This window comes from Halomonas caseinilytica, from assembly GCF_001662285.1.
GTDB lineage: Bacteria > Pseudomonadota > Gammaproteobacteria > Pseudomonadales > Halomonadaceae > Halomonas > Halomonas caseinilytica.
In genome coordinates this window covers 764,410-782,436 of the sequence record NZ_BDEO01000001.1, presented here as the reverse complement: position 1 = coordinate 782,436, position 18,027 = coordinate 764,410, and the positions used below count along the sequence as shown (strand labels likewise).

The following is an 18,027-nucleotide window of genomic DNA, read 5'->3' as shown; positions in this document are numbered from 1 at the left end:
ACAACCCGGACCCAAAAATGCAGGCGATAGAGCGACTCAACGCCCGGTCACGTGCCGCGTTGTTTGCCAGGTTGTTTCGTGGAACATGGGGTGTTTTGCGCAAGTCCGTGACGAGGCTTGCTCATATCAGATTGCGTCGACGACCTTGACGGGGCGGCCTGCGGCAGGAAAGCCCGGCAATGGGTAGCGCTGCGCCGTTGCACGCTTGGGCAGTTTTTGACTATCGGAAATGAAAAAGGGAACCAGCTAAGTAGCTGATTCCCTTGAAGAAGGTGGCGGAGGGACAGGGATTCGAACCCTGGGAAGACTCGCGCCTTCGCCGGTTTTCAAGACCGGTGCATTCAACCGCTCTGCCATCCCTCCGGCTCACGGCGGTGTATCCTACCAATATTTTGCGTTGAGTCAAGAGCCCAAGCCGATCAAGATGTTATCCATGCAACGGAGCGCGTGGCGTATACTGTACAGGCGCGTCTCTGGCATCGTCTGCCAGACAACGAGGCGCCGGCCCTTGGAGAAGAGCGGCGGGGCCGTCCGGATGGGCGCTTGCGTCGGGAACCTTCAGGGGGCATTCTGTGTCGATTGCCTGGATCATCATAAAACAGGGAGCTCTGGATCAATGGCTTACCAAGACACGCACGTGACACATCAGCAGTCACGAGGCGTCAGTGCCAACAAGACGCTGCGCAACACGTATGGGCTGTTGGCGATGACGCTGCTGTTCTCGGCCGTGACGGCCGGCGCCGCCATGGCGCTTGGCGTCCAGCAGATGAACATTCTGGTATTCTTCATCGGTGCCTATGGGCTGATGTTCCTGGTCCACAAGACCGCCAACTCTGCCCTCGGCCTTCTGGCGACCTTCGCCTTTACCGGTTTCATGGGCTTCACGCTCGGGCCCATCCTGAGTGCTTACCTGACCCTGCCCAATGGGGCGCAGCTGATCATGACCGCACTGGGCATGACCGGCCTCACGTTCCTGGGGCTTTCCGCCGTGGCGCTGGTGACCCGCAAGGACTTCAGCTTCCTGAGCAACTTCCTGCTTGCCGGGGCCATCGTGCTGGTGCTTGCCATGCTGGCCAGCATCTTTCTGCAGATTCCTGGCCTCTCCCTGATGGTCTCCGCCGGCTTCGTGCTCTTCTCCGCCGCGGCCATCCTTTATCAAACCAGCGAGATCGTGCACCGTGCCGGCGAGACTAACTATATCCTCGCCACCATCACTCTGTACGTTTCCATCTACAACCTGTTCATCAGCCTGCTTTCCATTCTGGGTATCATGAGTCAGGACTGAACCGAGCTCGGACGTCTACCTCCAAGCTGGCCCCGCTACGGCGGGGCCAGCGCGTTCAGAGAGATGTATCATGCGCTATGCGATCCTGTTGATGGGTGCCCCCTACAGTGATCAGGCCAGTCATTCGGCACTTCGCTTCGCCCGGGCTTTGCTGGCTCGTGGGCATCGGCTGGAGACCGTGTTCTTCTACCATGATGGCGTGTACAACGCCGCCCGGCTGGCGGCGCCTCCCCAGGATGAGCCTCACCTGGTGGATGGATGGGCGGCATTGCATGCCGAACATGGCGTCACGCTGCAGGTCTGTATCGCGGCGGCATTGCGACGCGGCTTGCTGGACGAGCGAGAAGCGAGTCGACATGGCAAGTCTGGCTACAGTGTGGAAGCTCCCTTCGAGTTGACGGGGCTCGGCCAGCTCGTCGATGTTGGGCTGAGTTGCGATCGGCTGGTGACCTTCGGCCCTTAGCGATTGATTGGGCAGCGGTCCGGATGTTTCGCGCAAGGAATGATGATGAGTAATGCTGAAATGCCCGATGGCGATCTACTGGTGATCCTGCGCCACGGCCCTCACGGCACGAGCTGGTTGCGGGAAGGCCTCGATGCTGCCCTCGTGGGAGCCGCCTTCGGCCGGCGGGTGGCGTTGTTGTTCATGGGCGAGGGTGTCCTGGCGCTGCTGGATGGTCAGGGGGCAGGAGTGCTCGGACAGAAGGGCACGAGCCCGACGCTCGAGATGCTCGAGATGTATGATATCGAAACTCTCTACGTCGAAGGGCCGGCCATGGCGCGATATGGCATCGCACAACAGGATTTGCTGCTGGCCCCTGTCGCCCTGGAGGATACGGCCATTGCCGAGCTGGTGGAGCGCCATGCCCTGATACTGACGTTCTAGCGAGCTGCGTGCTGCCGATGAGGAAGTGATGAAACTGCATATCGTGAACCGTGCTCCGGATGCCGGGCGAGCGGTTGAACAGGCGCTCTCGGCCATGGCGGCCGAGGATCGATTGTTGCTCATCGAAGATGGCGTGCAAGGGGCATTGCCGTCTTTGGTTGATGAGTTTGCGAGTATCGAGGGGCGACTCTACGCACTGCACGAAGACCTCGAAGCCCGAGGGCTCATGAATCGCCATGACGAACGGGTCGAGGTAGTGGATGTCGAGGGCTTCGTGACCTTGACCGAGCAGGCCGAACGAACCTTGAGTTGGTACTGATGGCAACCACGGAAATATACCGTTATCTAACGGTCGATGAAACAACAGAGGTGGGCCTCGATCCCGAAGGATATCTCGTCGACCTCACGCAATGGACCCCCGACGTTGCCAGGGCGCTGGCAGGCGAAGAAGGCATTTCGCTGGACGAGGCGCATTGGGAGGTGATCGAGGTGTTGCGCGACTTCTATGCGCGTTACGAGATGGCACCTGCCATGCGTCCTCTGGTCAAGGCGGTGGGACGCAGCCTGGGGCCTGACAAGGGGCGTTCCATCCATCTGATGCGCCTGTTTCCCGGCAGCCCTGCCAAGGTGGCGGCTCGCCTGGCGGGGCTGCCCAAACCCAGCCATTGCCTGTGACATGAACTTTCTGGCGCACGGCTGGCTGGCGAGAGGTGGTTCGGATGATTTCCTGTACGGCAATCTCATCGCCGATGGCGTCAAGGGGGTTGAGCTCGACGCCTGGGGAGAGGAGGTCGCCGGAGGTATTCGTCACCACCGCCGGGTGGATGCCTATGTCGATGCACATCCTGTCGTGCGCGAGGCCAGGGCCAGGGCGCCATCGCCTCAGCGTCGCTATGCGGGGATCGCCCTCGACCTGCTGTGGGATCATTTCCTCGCTCGGCAATTGATGACGCCTGAACGCGATGTCCTGGTGATGCGCTGCTATCGCGTTCTGGAAGGGCGTGTCGCACCGGCTCGCCTGGAGGCCATGATGCCGGCCCTGATACGCCAGGATTGGCTGAGGGGCTATGCGGACTTTTCCTTCACCTGCCGAGCGGTGGCCGGCGTGGGGCGCCGGATCACCGGCCCCAACCATCTCGCACGCCTGGTGCCCTGGATGGAGCGCGATTATGTCCGGCTGGCGAAGGATTTCGAGGCCTTATGGGGCGATCTCGAGGGGGAATTGAGCGTGGCCCCCTGAGGGGTTAGTCGCCACGCAACCACAGGCAGTCGACGACATCCCCCTTGGCGATATCGGCATCGGGCTCGATGACCGCCAGGGCATCGGCACCGACGCAGGATGACAGCACGCCGGACTTCTGATCGGGATAGGCGTGAGCCACGATTCCCTCCCGGGTGAACGCCAGCTTCACGCGCATATAGTGGCGGCGCGGACCAGTACGGGTCGAGAAGTCGGCGTGGGCGGAGAGCCGGGGAAGCTGGGCCAGCTCGGGGCAATGAAGCAGAGCGCCCATGAGGGGGCGCAGAAAGAGCCAGGCGCCCACGAAACAAGAGACCGGATTGCCGGGCAGACCGACGAAGCGAGTCTCGCCGCCATGGCCGTCGGGCAGTCGGCCCAGGGCAAGGGGTTTGCCAGGGCGAAGGGCCAGCCGCCAGAGGTCGAGACGTCCCAGGGACTCGAGAGCAGCCTTGACGTGGTCTTCCTCGCCGACGCTGACACCGCCGGTGGTGACGACCACATCAGTTTGCTGCGCCGCGTTGCGCAGCATCTCCCGGGTTCCCTCGACATCGTCCGGTACTGTCGCCAGATGCGTGACGTCAGCCCCGAAGGTCTCGAGAAGGTGTGTCAGCATGGGGCGATTGCCGTTGTAGATCTGACCGAATGCCAGGGGCTGGCCGGGCTCGATGAGCTCGTCTCCGGTGGAGAGCAGGGCGACACGCGGCCGACGGCGCACCGCGACCTCGGTGATGCCCTGTCCGGCGAGATGGCCGAGGGCCGCTGCATCGAGGCGAGTGCCGGCATCGAGCAACGGGCGGCCAGCGCTCACGTCGCTGCCCTGAAGACGTACATTGTCGTGGAAAGGGATGTTGTCGGGGAAGCGGATGCCGTCGTCGGTGATCTCGACGCGTTCCTGCATGACGACGCAGTCGGCGCCTTCAGGCAAGGCGCCGCCGGTGAATATCCGGGCGCAGCTGTTCGGCGCCAAGGGGGTGACCCTCGCTCCAGCAGCGATGCGTTGGGAGACCGGCAGGGTACGCCCGGCGTCTTCGTGGCGCAGGGCGTAGCCGTCCATGGCACTGTTGTCGAAGGGGGGAGCATCGAGGCGGGCCATGACATCGCCGGCGAGCACGCGACGTGCCGCCTGGCTGCAAGGAAGATTCTCCGCGGGCATCACCGGGACATCTTCGAGCAGGGCATCGAGGCCCGCTTCCACGGGCTGGAGGGAAGCTGTCTCAGGCATGCTGGCCTCGTTCGGGAATCACCAGGTTGGCGAAATTGCAGGGCTGATGGCGACTGTCGAGTTGCTCGGCAAGGATGCCGTCCCAGGCCGTGAGACAGGCGCCGGTCGAGCCGGGAAGGCAGAACACGACGGTATTGTTGGCCAGACCGCCAAGGCAGCGGCTTTGAACGGTAGAGCTGCCGATCTCCTGCCAGGAGAGATGCCGAAAGAGTTCGCCGAATCCTTCGATGCGCTTGTCGAGCAGCACCGAGACGGCTTCCGGCGTTGAGTCGCGCCCGGTGAAGCCGGTACCGCCGGTGGTCAGGATGACTTGGACCTCGGCCTCGGCGATCCAGGCGGCGACTTGAGCGCGAATCCGGTAGACGTCGTCGACGACGATTCGCTTGTCATGCAACCGGTGGCCGGCGCCCTCCAGGCGTTCCACCAGGGCCTGGCCGCTGCGGTCGGTCTCCTCGGTGCGCGAGTCGGAGACGGTGAGCACCGCCACGGAAAGGGGGATCATCGCCTCGCTCATTCGTCGTCGCTCCGCTCACGCTTCGCGGCCTGGCGTGCCTCGAGGGCCGCCAACTGCTCCGGGGTCGCCTCGGTCTGATAGTGCGCTTTCCACTCGCTGTAGGGCATGCCGTAGACGTATTCCCGGGCTGCTTCATAGTCCAGCGACTCGCCGCGGGCTTCGGCCTCGGCCACCAGCCACTTGGACAGGCAGTTGCGGCAGAAGTCGGCCAGTATCATCAGATCGATGTTCTGCACGTCCTTGTTCTCGTCCAGATGGCGCAGCAACCGTCGAAAGGCGGCGGCTTCGAGTTCGGTACGGGTGGTATCGTCGAAATCCTGCATGGTGTCGCTCCATTGGCTAGAGATTCGATAGCGTGCCGCTGAGCAAGGCGGCTCGTCAGTGGCCGTCCCGCGGTGTGCACACCGAAAGCACCACGGCGTCTTCTTCGCTGACCGACACCAGGGCATGGCCCATGTCGCTGTCGAAGTAGATGCTGTCGCCCTTGGCCAGGTGAAGTGGCTCGTAGAATTCGGAGAACAGCTGGATTGCCCCTTCGAGGATCATCAGGAATTCCTCGCCGTCGTGACGGACCCACTCGCTGAATTCCTCGAAGCGGCGTGCACGCACAATGGTCTTGAAGGGAATCATGCGCTTCTGGGCCAGTTCGCAGCTGAGCAGCTCGTGCTCGTAGGTCGGGGTCGGGTGCAGTTGCCCCTCGCCACGGCGTGTCAGGTCGCGGCGTCCCATGGTGCGCGGCTTGGTGCGCGGTTGGGTGAGCAGTTGGGGCAGATCAATGCCGAGGCCGCCGATCAGCTTCTGAACCGCGGTGAAGGTCGGCGATATCTGGTCGTTCTCGATCTTGGAAAGGGTGGAGCGTGCCAGCCCGGTACGCTCGCTGACGTCGCCCAGCGTCCATTCGTTGGCCAGGCGGATCTCCTTGAGCCGTTCACCGAGCCGCAGGGGCTCGACGAACGGCTTGCGCCCGGAGGCAATGCGCAGGGCAGCGTCCTGATCGTTGCTGGCGGTCATCGGAGTTCACTATCGGAAACGGAGTTTTCACCAGATTACCATAACCATCAGGGCTGTCAGATAGTCTCGGCGACCCGTATCTGGCCGATGACGACATCTAGGGTGCGTCACGTCGCCATCGACGAGATTTCCTGACACCGGGAAACGCCTCGTCAATCGAAGGGCAGGCCCAGCAGTGCCTTGAGATGCGCCTCTGTACTGCGTCCCAGGGCATCGCCGGTGTAACCACCTTCGAGAACTGACACCAGGCGGCACTCGGCATAGCGCTCGGCGATGTCGATGGCCAGGCGGCTCACCCAGTAGAAGTCTTCGTCACCCAGGCATAACTCGGCCAGGGGATCCTCGCGATGGGCGTCGAAGCCGGCCGAGACCAGTACCAGATCGGGCTGGAAGTCGTGCAGGGCCGGCAGCCAGCTCGCCTCGATGGCGCGACGGAAGGCGGGGCCCTCGGTGCCGGCCGGCAACGGCGTATTGACGACGTTGGGGGCCCGGCAGTCAAGATAGCGCCAAGGGTAGAAGGGATACTGGAAGCTGGTGCAGATCAATACGCCCGGATCGTTCTGGAAAATATCGATGGTGCCGTTGCATTGGTGGACATCGAAATCGAGGATGGCCACCCGGCGTGCGCCATGTTCGCTGCGGGCGTGGGCAGCGGCCACCGCAATATTATTGTAGAAGCAGAAGCCCATGGCGGTGGCGGCCTCGGCATGATGGCCGGGCGGGCGCATGGCGCAGAAAGCGTTGTCGGCCTGATGTCGGTAGACCCGGTCGACGCCCTTGATGGCCGCGCCGGCGGCTAGCCTGGCGATGCGCAGGCTGTCGGGCGTCATAAGGGTATCGCCATCGAGCGGTATGATGCCGTGCTCGGGGGCGCAGCGCTCGAGAGTGCGCAAGTGTGCCTCGGAATGGACGCGCCGCAGTTGCGCCTCGCTTGCCTCGACGGCCTCGGACTGCATGGTCTGCTGGAGAGTGCCCGAGCGCAGCAGACGAGCCCGAATGGCCTCGAGGCGCTGGGGCGATTCGGGATGCTCGGAGCCCATGTAGTGCCGGGGCTGATCGGGATGTGTGATGTAGGCCGTGATCATGCGTACCCTCCGCTGGGTTGCGCCTACGATAGGGGTGGGAAGTCCTTGCATGACACTGGCAATAAGTCGTACACAGGAACAAGCCTGTGGTCTTTCTGTCCTCCGACGGAGTATTCGATGAGCACCCGCTTCCTGTCCCACTTCTTCGAGCCGCGCAGCATCGTGGTGGTCGGTGCGTCCGAGAAGCCCCATTCCATGGGTGGACTGGTCCTGCGCAACCTGCGCGAAGGCGGGTTCGGCGGCGAAGTCTGGGCACTCAATCCCAAGGGCTATGACCAGGTGTTCGGCGTGCCCTGCGTGAGTCGTGTCTCCCGGTTGCCGCACGTGCCGGACCTGGCGGTGATCTGCTCGCCGGTGGAAACGGTGCCGGCGTTGATCGATCGGCTGGGGCGCTTCGGGGTGCGGGCAGCGTTGGTGTTGTCGGGAGGCGCGCATCTCGATGAGGTGCGAGGCGAAACGGAATCGATACGCTCACGCATGCTGAGCGCAGCGCGAACATCCGGCATACGCGTTCTCGGGCCCGAGTGCATGGGGTTGATCGTGCCGGGGCGCAAACTCAATGCCTCCTACGCCAGTCAGCCGGTCAAGCGTGGGCGCGTGGCCTATCTGGGACAATCCGGCATGCTGGGCAACGCCATGATCGACTGGGCAGCGGGGCGAGGCATCGGCTTCTCGCACTTGCTGACCCTCGGCGACAGCGTCGATGTGATGCTGCCCGACCTGATCGACTACATCAATCAATATGCGCCGACCCAGGCCATCCTGCTGCACCTGGAGCGTATCCTCGATGCCCAGCATTTCATGACCGCGATGCGCGATGCCTCGCGTCATCGGTTGGTGCTGGCCATCAAGAGCGGGCGCACTGCCGAATCGGATATTTCCAACCTGCCGGCAACACCGGGCATCGCCAACCGGGATCAGGTTTTCGATGCGGCTTTCGCGCGTGCCGGGGTGGTGCGCGTCGACGACTCCGATGCGTTGTTCGACGCACTGGAGACCCTCTCGCGCATGAAGCCCCTGCGCGGTGACCGCCTGGCGGTGGTGTCCAATGGCCTGGGGCCGGCGATGCTGGCCATCGACAAGCTGATCAGTGCCGGCGGCCGCCTGGCCACCTTCGAGGCCGCGACGCAACAGCACCTGCGACAGGAGCAGCGCGATCGCAGCAAGCCTGGCGAGAACCCCGTCGATCTGGGCGGTCTCGCGACGCCGGCGCAGTTCGTCGAGACCCTGGAACGGGTCGCCGCCGACCCTGGTGTCGATGCCGTGCTGGTGGTACATGCGCCAACCCGCCTGGCGCCATCGCTGGAGACGGCGCGGGCCATCATCGATGCCCGTAAGCGCTTCAAGCGCAACCTGCTGACCAGTTGGATGGGCCTGGAGGAGGCGCTGTCGGCTCGACACGAGTGCAACCAGGCCGGTATTCCTACCTATATCTCGCCGGAGAAGGCCGTCAAGGCCTTCATGCACATGGTCGATTACCAGCGAGTGCAATCGCTGCTCCAGGAAACACCCCCGAGCTTGCCTTTCGCCACGACACCGGCGATCCGGGCTCACTGTCGCGAACTGATCGAAAGCTCCAGGGAGCAGGGGCGAGAGAGTCTCGATCACTCGGAAGTGTCACGGGTCCTCGAGACCTATGGTATTCCCTCGGCGCCCAGCCGTTACCTGATGACGCCCGAGGAGGCCGACGATGCAGCGCAAGGTTTCGATGGCCCCATGGCGCTCAAGGTCGTCCATGATGGCAACTGCCGGCCTTTCCGCTATCGGCGGCATCCACACAAGCTCTCGGCGGGATTGTTGCAGGATCTGGCCACCCCCGAGGAGGTGGCCGAGGGCGTGACGCGTCTGGGCGACAAGGTGCGCGAAAAGTTTCCCGATTTCACCATCCGCGAGTATTGCCTTCAGGCGATGCAGCGCGGCAAGCATTCCATGCAGTTGTGCGCGGGCATCACGCGGGATCCGGTGTTCGGTCCGTTGATCGTGTTCGGCATCGGTGGCTACAAGGTGAACATTCTGGCCGATCGCCAGGTGGCTCTTCCACCATTGAACATGACCTTGGCGGCGGATGTGGTCGGCCGTACCCATGCGGCACGCATGATTCGTGAACATTCGAGCGATCCGGAACGCGATATCGAGCGCATTTGCGAGCTGCTGGTCAAGCTCTCGCAGATGGCCACTGACCTGCCGACCTTGAAGGGACTGGAGCTCAACCCTGTCCTGCTCAATCGCGATGGCATAGTGGCCGTGGATTTTGCCATGGACCTGGGTGAGCCGGCGCGCTTTGCGATCATGCCGTATCCAGAAGAACTGCGGGAATGGGTGACGCTCGGCAATGGCTGGGATGTCGAGGTCCGGCCGATACGCGCCGAGGACGCACCGCTGATCACCCGTTTCCACACTCAGCTCTCCGAGCAGAGTATTCGTTTTCGGTATTTTCACAACAAGGCCGATCTGTCACAGCGCGACCTGTCGATGCTCTCGCATATCAACTATGACCGCCAGATGGCCTTCATCGCCGAACATCCGCTCGAGGATGGCAGCAAGGAAATGCTGGGGGTCGTGCGGGTCTGGAACGACCCCGACAACATTCGCACCGAGTTCTCGATCATCATCCGCGACGACCTGCAAGGCTTGGGCATCGGCAAACTGTTGATGGAGAGGATGATCCGCTACAGCAAAGGGGTCGGGACGCTGGAAATGGTCGGCCAGATCATGGCCGACAACCATCCCATGCGAGCGCTGATGAAACAGCTCGGGTTTCGCCAGCGCTACAACATGGAAGAGCAGGTCGTGGACGCCGTGCTGCGTCTCAACGAGCCGCGCAGCGAATGGCAACGGCATCGGCTCGAGGCGCTGACGGACTGAACGTCTCCGTTCCAGGCGACAGCGCCTGAGCGCGGCCATGCGCCGCTTGTTGCTTCAGGGGGCGAGCCGGAATCGGTGCCAGGCGTTGGCTCGGCACTCGTAGCGGATGCGGTCGTGCAGGCGGCTGGGCTGGCCTTGCCAGAACTCGATCATTTCCGGCACCACGCGATAGCCGCCCCAGTGGCCAGGGCGCTCGATTTCCTGGCCTTCGTAGGCTCGCTGGAAGCGCTGTTCACGTTCTTCGAGCCAGTTTCGGCCGGGAATGACCACGCTCTGGGTCGCCACCCAGGCACCCAGCTGGCTGGCGCGGGGACGACTGGCGAAGTAGGCGTCGGACTCCGCGTCGCTGACTTGCTCGACGGGGCCTTCGACGCGCACCTGACGACCCAGTGAGGGCCACCAGAAGACCAGGGCCGCATGAGGGACATTGGCCAGCTCGCTGCCCTTGTGGCTCTGGTAGTTGGTATAGAAGACGAGACCTTGCTCGCTGACGTCCTTGAGCAGTACCACCCGGGCATGAGGCATGCCTTGGCTGTCGGCGGTGGCCAGCGTCATGACGTTGCCGTCGTCGCCTTCGGTCTCCAGTGCCAGTGCCAGCCACTCGTCGAACAGGGCCAGGGGATCGTCCGGCACCTGATCTTCCTCGAGCCGACCGCCTTCGTAGTCGCGCCGTATATCGGCAATATCTCGTGTCATGGCGTTCTCCTAGAATGTTCGATCATGGTCGCCGCTTGGCGTATCAAGCTCAAGGGATGTTGGGGTCGAACCGGCCAGGCATGTGAAGAGGCCGATCCCGGCTCATGTGCCCGTCTTGACCTGGCGGCTGCGAAAGCGCGCATATCCCGCGCAACCGGCGAACAGGGCCAGCGAGACCAGCGCCTCCAGGCTGCCTCGTGCCAGCTGTCCGGGCAGGCTGGCAACCATGACGCCCTGAGCGAAGTAGAGCAGGCTGACGAAGGCGAGCCATGCATGCCCCCTCGCGCGTTTGGCCAGGATGGAGGGCAGGAAGAGCACCAGGGGCAGCACGAAGGCCACCATGGGCCCGATGCGGCTGGCATCGCTTTCCACGGCCACGCCCCGATAGATCATCATCAGGATCAGTATCGCATAACTGCCGATGACCAGGCGGCGGCAGCGGGTCACCAGAGCATTCACTCCTACGCGAGCCTCGAGATTGTCCAGCCAGCGCTTCATGCGTTCTCCTCGTCATGGCGGTCCAGTGCCAGTGCCAACCTTGCCAGGCGCTTGCCCTGGGCAAAGGCCAGGCGGCGTTCGTGCTCATCGAGCGGGCGATCGCTGCGCTTGCCTGCCAGATGGCTGGTGCCATAGGGCGTGCCGCCGGCCTGCGTCTCCATCAACTCGACTTCGCTGTAGGGCAGCCCTGCATAGACCATTCCGTGGTGCAGCAGTGGCAGCAGCATGGAGATCAGGGTCGTCTCCTGGCCGCCATGCAGGCTGGAGGTGGAAGTGAAGGCCGTGGCGGGCCGATCGATCAGGGCGCCCCCTAGCCAGAGCTCGCTGGTGGTGTCGATGAAGTACTTCAGGGGAGCGGCCATGTTGCCAAAGCGAGTCGGGCTGCCGAGAGCCAGGCCGGCGCAATGGCGGAGGTCATCGAGATCGGCATAGATCGCGCCTTCGGCGGGGATCTCCGGGTCCACTGCCTCGCAGGTCGGGGAGACCGGCGGGACGGTACGCAAGCGGGCCTCGATGCCACGAACCGACTCGACGCCAGCGGCGAGGCGCTCGGCCATGGCGCGAGTGGCGCCTTGACGCGAATAGTAGAGAATCAGAATGTAAGGTTGGGATGACATGCGGCTTCCTGGGGCGAAAGGAAAGGGGGAGCGGGTCAGTCGAGTAGGCCGAGCACGTCCTCCGGCGGGCGCCCGATAACGGCGCGCTGTCCATCATCGGCGATCGGACGTTGCAGGATCTTCGGGTGGTCGAGGATGGCGCGCACGACCTGATCGGGATCCTCGATATCGGCATTCAACGCCTTCCATTCCGCCTCATTGGTGCGCACGAGGGCGCTGCCATCGGCATCGAGGCGTGACATCAGGGCGCGAAGCTCCTTCTCGTCGAGCGGGTCGTCCAGGTAGCGGCGTATCCGGATGTCGGCGCCGCGCTCCTCGAGCAGCGCCAGGGCCTGACGGGATTTCGAGCAACGCGGATTGTGCAGCAGGGTCAGCATGCGAGGCCTCATGTCGAGTCGGATCGAATAGCTCGATCATTGTAGGCTGTCGCCGATGAGCCCCACAACATCGGGCGAGTTCGACTCAGTCATCGCGCTTGTGCCAGGGCAGGGCCCGCTCGATGGCGCCCAGCACCGTCATGATGATCAGCGCGAGCACCGTGACCATGGCCGCTAGCGCCAGGTCACCGAACCCCGCGGCGATGCCGATGGCGCCGGCCAGCCAGATGGAAGCGCCGGTCGTGATGCCTTGTACGCTGGTACCGCTGCGGATGATGCTGCCGGCACCAAGGAAGCCGATGCCACCGATCACGCCTTCGACAATGCGGGTCGGGTCGATGCGCGCTGTCGGGTCATTCCCGGTGGAGGAAAACAGAATTTCCAGCCCGACCAACAGAAAAGCGGCGGCCCCCAGGGCGACCAGCATATGAGAGCGTAATCCGGCGGGCTTGCCGCGAAACTCTCGTTCGATGCCGAGTACCAGTGCCAGCCCTGCGGCTGTCGATAGGCGAGTGAACATTTCCAGCAATGTCAGTTCAGCGTCCATGGTCACCCTCTTGTCATGTCGCGTGGCGAGACGTCGCGCGCTCTTTTCTCTATAGAGGGTGGTCTACTCACGGAGGTTTGAGAAAGAAATATGAAATTTATACCGTTATCTTTCACCTCTTGAATCCGAAAAATTTCAGCTCAATCCGATGACGGCAAGCGTCGGTATACCCAGGCTCGTTGGCCATTGGAGAGCGTGATTTCCTCTCGATAGTAGCGAATCCCCAGTCGTTCGTAACGGTCGAGGCGTGCCAGCTCTTCTTCATCGACCGTCAGCATGAGGCCCTCGACGCTGTCCTCTTCGGATGGCACCAGATCGAGTCCCTGGCGTTGGTAGCCATTCAGTTCCACGGGCTGCGGATCACCGCTCCGACCGTAGACGAGCCAGCGAACCGGCGCATAGCGCAGGGTGCCGTAGACGAAGAGATGGTGTTCGCCATGGGCGATTGCCGGGAGCGAATCGGGACGTTCGTAGGTCCAGGGACTGAGCCAGGTCAGCCAGAACCAGGCGGCGATGGCGAAAGGCGCAAGGCATAGGCTCAATAGCCCCAGGCGGCGCAGCGTCATCATGATTGGTCTCGTTCCATGCAAATCTCGTCCTGTGGGGGGCGAGCGCTCGGCGCCGACGATAACATCGGGTTGGTGAAATTTCTCGCCCCATGCGAGTTGGACGTTCACCGCCATCTTCGGCCGGCCGGGGATCAGCGTATCTTTGCTGGTCTGCCATGCGACGCTAGGATGAAGGCTCCCCATTCGAGCAGGAGGTGCCCATGACACAGTCCCGACATGATGAGATGGATTTCCGGGCACTGGTGGGTGAGGTCCGCCCCGTGCGTGGCGGGGCAGACCGTGCCGATCCCGGCCGTTCGCGGCGCGGTCCCAGCGAAGCTCAACTGGCACGACGGCAAAGTGCCATCGCCGAAGACGGGGCAGCGCCGGGATTGTCGGATGATTTCGTTGACCTTGTGCCGCCCTTTGATCCGCTCGAATTTCGTCGTGACGGCATTCAAAAGGGTGTGGTGGAGCGCTTGCGTCATGGCGGCTATCCGGCCCAGGCCAGCCTGCATCTGTTGCGCCGTCCACTGGAAGAATGTCGCCGTGCCTTGCCCGAGTTCTTTCGCGAAGCTCGCGAACATGACCTGCGCTCGGTGTTGATCGTGCATGGCCGCGGTCGCGAGATCGACAGCTCGCCCAACGTGCTGCGTTCCTATCTTGCCAAGTGGCTCGCCACCCTGGACGAGGTACAGGCGTTTGCCTCGGCGGGGCAGCGTGATGGCGGTATCGGGGCCACCTGGGTCATGTTGCGCAAGAGCGAGCGTGCCCGCGCCGCCAATCGCGAGCGACAACAGAAGCGTCGTGGCTGAGAACAGGTAAGAAAGGAAGGAGCAAGGAACGCAAAAGCCGGCCAATGATGGCCGGCTTTTTCAGGCTTCAGGTGTCGTCACGAGCGTGATGGCGACAGGATTCACCTGCGGAGGGCAGCGTCAGGCGACAGCCTGCTCGCGGCGGGCCTCGCGCATCCTACGCCGGAACAGCGGCTCCTCGGTGTCGGTGCCGGGCTGGTAGCTCAGGCTGAAGGTGTCCAGGGCATTCAGGGCATCTTCGACGATCTGGTCCTCGCGCAGCAGGAAGGCATTGAAGCCGCACCGCGACATGTAGAACAGCTGATCGATCAACACATCCCCCACGGCGCGAATCTGGCCAGCGTAACCATAACGCTCCCGCAGCAGGCGTGCGATGCTGTAACCGCGGCCATCGGTGAACTTGGGAAAGTCGATGGCAATCAATGGCGCATCAAGCAGTTGCCCGGCGAGTTCGGGGGTGAGCTCGGTGTCGCTGCTCAGCAGTGGGGCGACATCCTTGCCCGGGGCCTCCAGCCACTCCGCCACAGGGACGATGACACCGGCGTCCGCGGGACGCTCAGCGCCTTCCTCGAGGAGCACCCAGTCGTCTTGCTGGACGCGGCGATCGGCAATCAGGGTACGCTGTTCAGGCATAGACATGCTCCTTGAAGGGTTTCAGGCCAATGCGGCGATAAGTATCGAGGAAGGTCTCGTCGGGAGTGCGCTCGCCGATGTAGACCTGCAACAGCTTGTCGATCACGTCCGTCACATCCTCGCGATAGAAGGAAGGCCCGAGAATCTTGCCCAGGGAAGACTCGTTGCCCTGGCTGCCGCCAAGCGAGATCTGATAATACTCCTCGCCCTTCTTGTCGACGCCGAGAATACCGATATGGCCCACGTGATGGTGGCCACAGGCGTTCATGCAGCCCGAGATGTTGAGTTCCAGGGGCCCCAGGTCGTAGAGGAAGTCCAGGTTCTCGAAGCGTTCCTGGATCGCCTGGGCGACCGGAATCGACTTGGCGTTGGCCAGAGAGCAGTAATCGCCGCCCGGGCAGCAGATCAGATCCGCCAGGGTGCCCACGGTGGGGTTGGCCATGCCGAGTTCATCGAGACGCTGCCAGAGCTCCTCCATGCGATCCACGGGCACATCGGTCAGCACTAGGTTCTGCTCGTGGGTGACGCGCAGTTCGCCATAGCTGAACTCGTCGGCCAGATCCGCCACTGCGGCCATGTCCTCGGAGGTCACGTCGCCAGGCGAATGGCCGGAGCGCTTGAGCGAAAGGGTCACGGCCTTGTAGCCGGCCACCTTGTGGTCGGTGACGTTGTTGGTCACGAAGCGGGCAAAGGCACGGTTTTCCCCGCGCAGGCGCTCGTAGGCCTCGATGGCGTCCTGGGTGACCTCACGGCGGGGCGGATCGACGAAGTGAGCGGCCACGGCGGAGACGGCTTCCTCGGTCAAGGTCTGGGGGCCGTCCTTGAGATGGGCCCATTCTTCCTCGACACGGCGCCGGAACTCGTCGATGCCCAATGCCTTGACCAGAATCTTGATGCGCGCCTTGAACTTGTTGTCTCGGCGGCCGAACTGGTTGTACACCCGCACCAGGGCTTCCAGATAGGTGAGCAGGTGCCGCCACGGCAGGTCCTCGCACATCACGGCACCGATCATCGGTGTGCGGCCCAGGCCGCCGCCGGCGAGTACCTTGACGCGAACTTCGCCGGCGTCGTCGCGCCAGAAGCGCAGGCCCACATCGTGAACCTGGATGGCCGCACGGTCCTCTTCGGCACCGGTCACGGCGATCTTGAACTTGCGCGGCAGATAGGCGAACTCCGGATGGAAGGTCGACCACTGACGGATCAGTTCGCACCAGGGGCGCGGGTCGACATCCTCGTCGGCCGCGATGCCGGAGAACTGGTCGGTGGTGGTGTTGCGGATATCGTTGCCGCTGGTCTGGATGGCATGCATCTGCACGCTGGCCAGATCGGCCAGGATGTCCGGCACGTCCTCGAGCTTCGGCCAGTTCAGCTGCAAATTGGTGCGCGTGGTGAAGTGACCGTACCCTCGGTCGTAACGCGCGGCAATCTCGCCGAGCTTGCGCAGCTGGTAGGAGGCCAGCATCCCGTAGGGGATGGCGATACGCAGCATGGGGGCGTAACGCTGGATGTAGAGACCGTTCTGCACACGCAGCGGCAGGAATTCCTCATCACTGATCTTGCCCTCGAGATAACGGCGCATCTGGTCACGGAACTGGGCGACGCGCTCGTCCACCAGGGTTTGGTCATGATTGTCGTAGCGATACATTCGACGCCTTCCTTCGATAGGGAAGTGGCACGGTTGCGACTAGCTTACCGGGTGATCTTTATACGAGAAAAGAATAAATGTGCATAGTTTATATTCGAAATGGAATGAGGGATAGAGAAAAGGACAGGCATGTCGGGTCATGTCCTCTCGGCCCCACCTCTCGTCACATGCTCAGTGACGCCCAGCGGCCTCGCTGCCAGATGACGGCGAACCAGGTGGAATTCAGGCATCGGTAGCCGAGTTGTACCCACCAGATGCCGACCAGGCCAAAGCCCTGGTGGACGCCGACCCACCAGGCAAGCGGCAGGAAGACCAGCCATTGCAGGGCCAGGGTTGTGGTCATCACGGTGCGATTGGCGCCGGCGCCAAGCAGGGCCTGGGCAAACACCAGGGCGGCGGCATCTAGCACGATCATCATGGCGGTGAGCTGCAAGGGGAACCGTCCGAGCGCGATGAGATCGGCATCGTGCAAAAAGGTCCCCAGAACCGCCTCGGGAAAGGCCAGCAACGGCAGGGCCAGAAGCAGCAGGCAAGGCAGGGCGACGCGCACCACGTCCCAGCCCCAGCGATGTGCGTCGCGATGGTCCTGCCGACCCAACGATTGCCCCACCAGGCTCATGGCCGCCATACCCAGACCGACGCCGGGCAGTATCAGCAGCAGCGAGAGGTTCACCAGCACGTGACCCACCGCCACGCTGGCGGTATCGATATGGCCGAGGATCCAGAACAGCATCGCGTAGCCGGCGGCGAACCATATCTGTTGGAAGGAGTGGGGAATGGCCAGCCGCAGGGTCGTTAGCAACGTCTCGAGATGAGGGCGTGCGGCGAGAAAACCACTGGCCATGGCGTGACGCAGGCTGTAGGTGGCCCAGATCGCCAGCCCCACGTACAGCGACAGCGTGGTGCCGGCACCGGCGCCAGCGGCACCCATGGCGGGCAATCCCGCGAGACCGAAGATCAGCCCGGCGCTGGCCAGGCCGTTGACCAGGTGCATCGCCAGCATGATGCGCAGGTAGAGGCCTGTACGCTGAATGCCGTTCCAGTAGCCGCGAAAGCAGAAGATCATGGCCACCGGGACCAGCGATACCACGCGCCAGCGGAAATAGGTCACCGCCTCGGCATTCACCGCTGGATCCTGATTGATCCAGGTCATCAGCCGTGGCGCCTGCCACAGACAGAGCAGGGTCAAGGGTACGGCGACGACCAGGGCGATGGCGAGCCCTGCATTCAGGGCCTGGGCACGTTGCCCCCAAGCCTGCTCGCCGTGGCGCCTGGCGGTCTGGGCCTGTACTCCGGACGACAGCCCGAACGTCACGGCGGTGATCAAGAAGATGGCATAGCCACCGATGCCGACGCCGGCCAGCGGAATCTCACCCAAGGCGCCCACCATGGCCGCATCGATCAGGTTCAGCAGGCTCTGGCTGAGCATGCCGCCGATGATCGGCAGGGCGAGGCGCAGGATGACGCGATGCCTGTTGCCGCCGGGTAGCAACGAGGTCGTCACGGCAGCCGAACGCGCATGAGGGGTGACGCGGTCAGACAT

The 18,027-nt window shown here is 63.2% G+C and carries 22 protein-coding genes and 1 tRNA gene; 8 read left to right on the top strand and 15 right to left on the bottom strand.

Annotated features, from left to right (window positions below; genetic code table 11):
- Window positions 1-273 precede the first annotated feature (273 nt).
- Window positions 274-363 (bottom strand) — tRNA-Ser (locus HSDC_RS03435).
- A gap of 253 nt (window positions 364-616) precedes the next feature.
- On the opposite strand from HSDC_RS03435, the gene HSDC_RS03430 reads away from it, so the two are divergent.
- The 6 genes from HSDC_RS03430 to HSDC_RS03405 all read left to right on the top strand — a co-directional run bounded on the left by HSDC_RS03430 (window position 617) and on the right by HSDC_RS03405 (window position 3,411).
- On the top strand, window positions 617-1,285 hold the full coding sequence (locus tag HSDC_RS03430; RefSeq protein ID WP_064698493.1) for a Bax inhibitor-1/YccA family protein: 669 nt from the start codon (window positions 617-619) through the stop codon (window positions 1,283-1,285).
- Window positions 1,286-1,355: 70 nt separating this feature from the next.
- Window positions 1,356-1,748, top strand: a complete 393-nt coding sequence (gene tusD, locus HSDC_RS03425) for a sulfurtransferase complex subunit TusD (RefSeq protein ID WP_064698492.1) — start codon at window positions 1,356-1,358, stop codon at window positions 1,746-1,748.
- A 45-nt stretch (window positions 1,749-1,793) separates the two neighbouring features.
- Window positions 1,794-2,171, top strand: coding sequence for a sulfurtransferase complex subunit TusC (gene tusC, locus HSDC_RS03420; protein ID WP_064698491.1), 378 nt, complete (start codon window positions 1,794-1,796; stop codon window positions 2,169-2,171).
- Window positions 2,172-2,199: 28 nt separating this feature from the next.
- Complete coding sequence (gene tusB, locus HSDC_RS03415; protein WP_064698490.1) at window positions 2,200-2,490, top strand: sulfurtransferase complex subunit TusB; 291 nt, start codon at window positions 2,200-2,202, stop codon at window positions 2,488-2,490.
- Window positions 2,490-2,846, top strand: coding sequence for a TusE/DsrC/DsvC family sulfur relay protein (locus HSDC_RS03410; protein ID WP_064698489.1), 357 nt, complete (start codon window positions 2,490-2,492; stop codon window positions 2,844-2,846). Before tusB ends, HSDC_RS03410 begins: the two co-directional genes overlap by 1 nt.
- A 1-nt stretch (window position 2,847) precedes the next feature.
- Window positions 2,848-3,411: an acyl carrier protein phosphodiesterase gene (locus HSDC_RS03405; protein WP_064698488.1), complete on the top strand. Its 564-nt coding sequence runs from the start codon at window positions 2,848-2,850 to the stop codon at window positions 3,409-3,411.
- A 4-nt stretch (window positions 3,412-3,415) separates the two neighbouring features.
- On the opposite strand, the gene HSDC_RS03400 is transcribed toward HSDC_RS03405, so the two are convergent.
- From HSDC_RS03400 to HSDC_RS03380, 5 genes are all read right to left on the bottom strand, one after another.
- Complete coding sequence (locus HSDC_RS03400; RefSeq protein ID WP_064698487.1) at window positions 3,416-4,633, bottom strand: molybdopterin molybdotransferase MoeA; 1,218 nt, start codon at window positions 4,631-4,633, stop codon at window positions 3,416-3,418.
- Complete coding sequence (gene moaB / locus HSDC_RS03395) at window positions 4,626-5,147, bottom strand: molybdenum cofactor biosynthesis protein B (RefSeq protein ID WP_064698486.1); 522 nt, start codon at window positions 5,145-5,147, stop codon at window positions 4,626-4,628. Before moaB ends, HSDC_RS03400 begins: the two co-directional genes overlap by 8 nt.
- A complete protein-coding gene (locus tag HSDC_RS03390) occupies window positions 5,144-5,470 on the bottom strand; it encodes a DUF1244 domain-containing protein (protein ID WP_064698485.1) in 327 nt (108 codons plus the stop codon). Before HSDC_RS03390 ends, moaB begins: the two co-directional genes overlap by 4 nt.
- Before the next feature lie 55 nt (window positions 5,471-5,525).
- Complete coding sequence (locus tag HSDC_RS03385) at window positions 5,526-6,158, bottom strand: helix-turn-helix domain-containing protein (RefSeq protein WP_064698484.1); 633 nt, start codon at window positions 6,156-6,158, stop codon at window positions 5,526-5,528.
- A gap of 152 nt (window positions 6,159-6,310) precedes the next feature.
- Window positions 6,311-7,243 carry a histone deacetylase family protein gene (locus tag HSDC_RS03380; RefSeq protein WP_064698483.1) on the bottom strand — a complete coding sequence of 311 codons (933 nt, stop codon included), beginning with the start codon at window positions 7,241-7,243 and terminating at the stop codon, window positions 6,311-6,313.
- Between the two features lie 117 nt (window positions 7,244-7,360).
- Here HSDC_RS03380 and HSDC_RS03375 point away from each other — a divergent pair, with 117 nt between their 5' ends.
- The gene (locus HSDC_RS03375; RefSeq protein WP_064698482.1) at window positions 7,361-10,108 is read left to right on the top strand and encodes a bifunctional acetate--CoA ligase family protein/GNAT family N-acetyltransferase; all 2,748 of its coding nucleotides are present in this window, start codon (window positions 7,361-7,363) and stop codon (window positions 10,106-10,108) included.
- A 54-nt stretch (window positions 10,109-10,162) separates the two neighbouring features.
- On the opposite strand, the gene pdxH is transcribed toward HSDC_RS03375, so the two are convergent.
- The 6 genes from pdxH to HSDC_RS03345 all read right to left on the bottom strand — a co-directional run bounded on the left by pdxH (window position 10,163) and on the right by HSDC_RS03345 (window position 13,412).
- Window positions 10,163-10,804, bottom strand: coding sequence for a pyridoxamine 5'-phosphate oxidase (gene pdxH, locus HSDC_RS03370; RefSeq protein ID WP_064698481.1), 642 nt, complete (start codon window positions 10,802-10,804; stop codon window positions 10,163-10,165).
- 102 nt (window positions 10,805-10,906) lie between these two features.
- Window positions 10,907-11,302 (bottom strand): DUF2069 domain-containing protein, encoded by a 396-nt coding sequence (locus HSDC_RS03365; RefSeq protein WP_064698480.1) that lies wholly within the window; start codon window positions 11,300-11,302, stop codon window positions 10,907-10,909.
- The gene (gene wrbA / locus HSDC_RS03360; protein WP_064698479.1) at window positions 11,299-11,919 is read right to left on the bottom strand and encodes an NAD(P)H:quinone oxidoreductase; all 621 of its coding nucleotides are present in this window, start codon (window positions 11,917-11,919) and stop codon (window positions 11,299-11,301) included. The genes HSDC_RS03365 and wrbA overlap by 4 nt, the downstream gene beginning before the upstream one ends.
- Before the next feature lie 35 nt (window positions 11,920-11,954).
- Window positions 11,955-12,296 carry an arsenate reductase family protein gene (locus HSDC_RS03355; protein ID WP_064698478.1) on the bottom strand — a complete coding sequence of 114 codons (342 nt, stop codon included), beginning with the start codon at window positions 12,294-12,296 and terminating at the stop codon, window positions 11,955-11,957.
- Between the two features lie 85 nt (window positions 12,297-12,381).
- Window positions 12,382-12,843, bottom strand: a complete 462-nt coding sequence (locus tag HSDC_RS03350; protein ID WP_064698477.1) for an MgtC/SapB family protein — start codon at window positions 12,841-12,843, stop codon at window positions 12,382-12,384.
- 140 nt (window positions 12,844-12,983) lie between these two features.
- Window positions 12,984-13,412, bottom strand: a complete 429-nt coding sequence (locus HSDC_RS03345) for a gamma-glutamylcyclotransferase family protein (RefSeq protein ID WP_064698476.1) — start codon at window positions 13,410-13,412, stop codon at window positions 12,984-12,986.
- A gap of 200 nt (window positions 13,413-13,612) precedes the next feature.
- Here HSDC_RS03345 and smrA point away from each other — a divergent pair, with 200 nt between their 5' ends.
- A complete protein-coding gene (smrA, locus tag HSDC_RS03340; RefSeq protein ID WP_064698475.1) occupies window positions 13,613-14,206 on the top strand; it encodes a DNA endonuclease SmrA in 594 nt (197 codons plus the stop codon).
- A gap of 120 nt (window positions 14,207-14,326) precedes the next feature.
- Here the strand turns inward: smrA and HSDC_RS03335 are convergent, their stop codons facing one another.
- The 3 genes from HSDC_RS03335 to HSDC_RS03325 form a co-directional block, all read right to left on the bottom strand.
- The gene (locus HSDC_RS03335) at window positions 14,327-14,839 is read right to left on the bottom strand and encodes a DUF934 domain-containing protein (protein ID WP_064698474.1); all 513 of its coding nucleotides are present in this window, start codon (window positions 14,837-14,839) and stop codon (window positions 14,327-14,329) included.
- Window positions 14,832-16,484 (bottom strand): nitrite/sulfite reductase, encoded by a 1,653-nt coding sequence (locus tag HSDC_RS03330; RefSeq protein ID WP_064698473.1) that lies wholly within the window; start codon window positions 16,482-16,484, stop codon window positions 14,832-14,834. Before HSDC_RS03330 ends, HSDC_RS03335 begins: the two co-directional genes overlap by 8 nt.
- Before the next feature lie 163 nt (window positions 16,485-16,647).
- The gene (locus HSDC_RS03325) at window positions 16,648-18,027 is read right to left on the bottom strand and encodes an MATE family efflux transporter (protein WP_082919925.1); all 1,380 of its coding nucleotides are present in this window, start codon (window positions 18,025-18,027) and stop codon (window positions 16,648-16,650) included.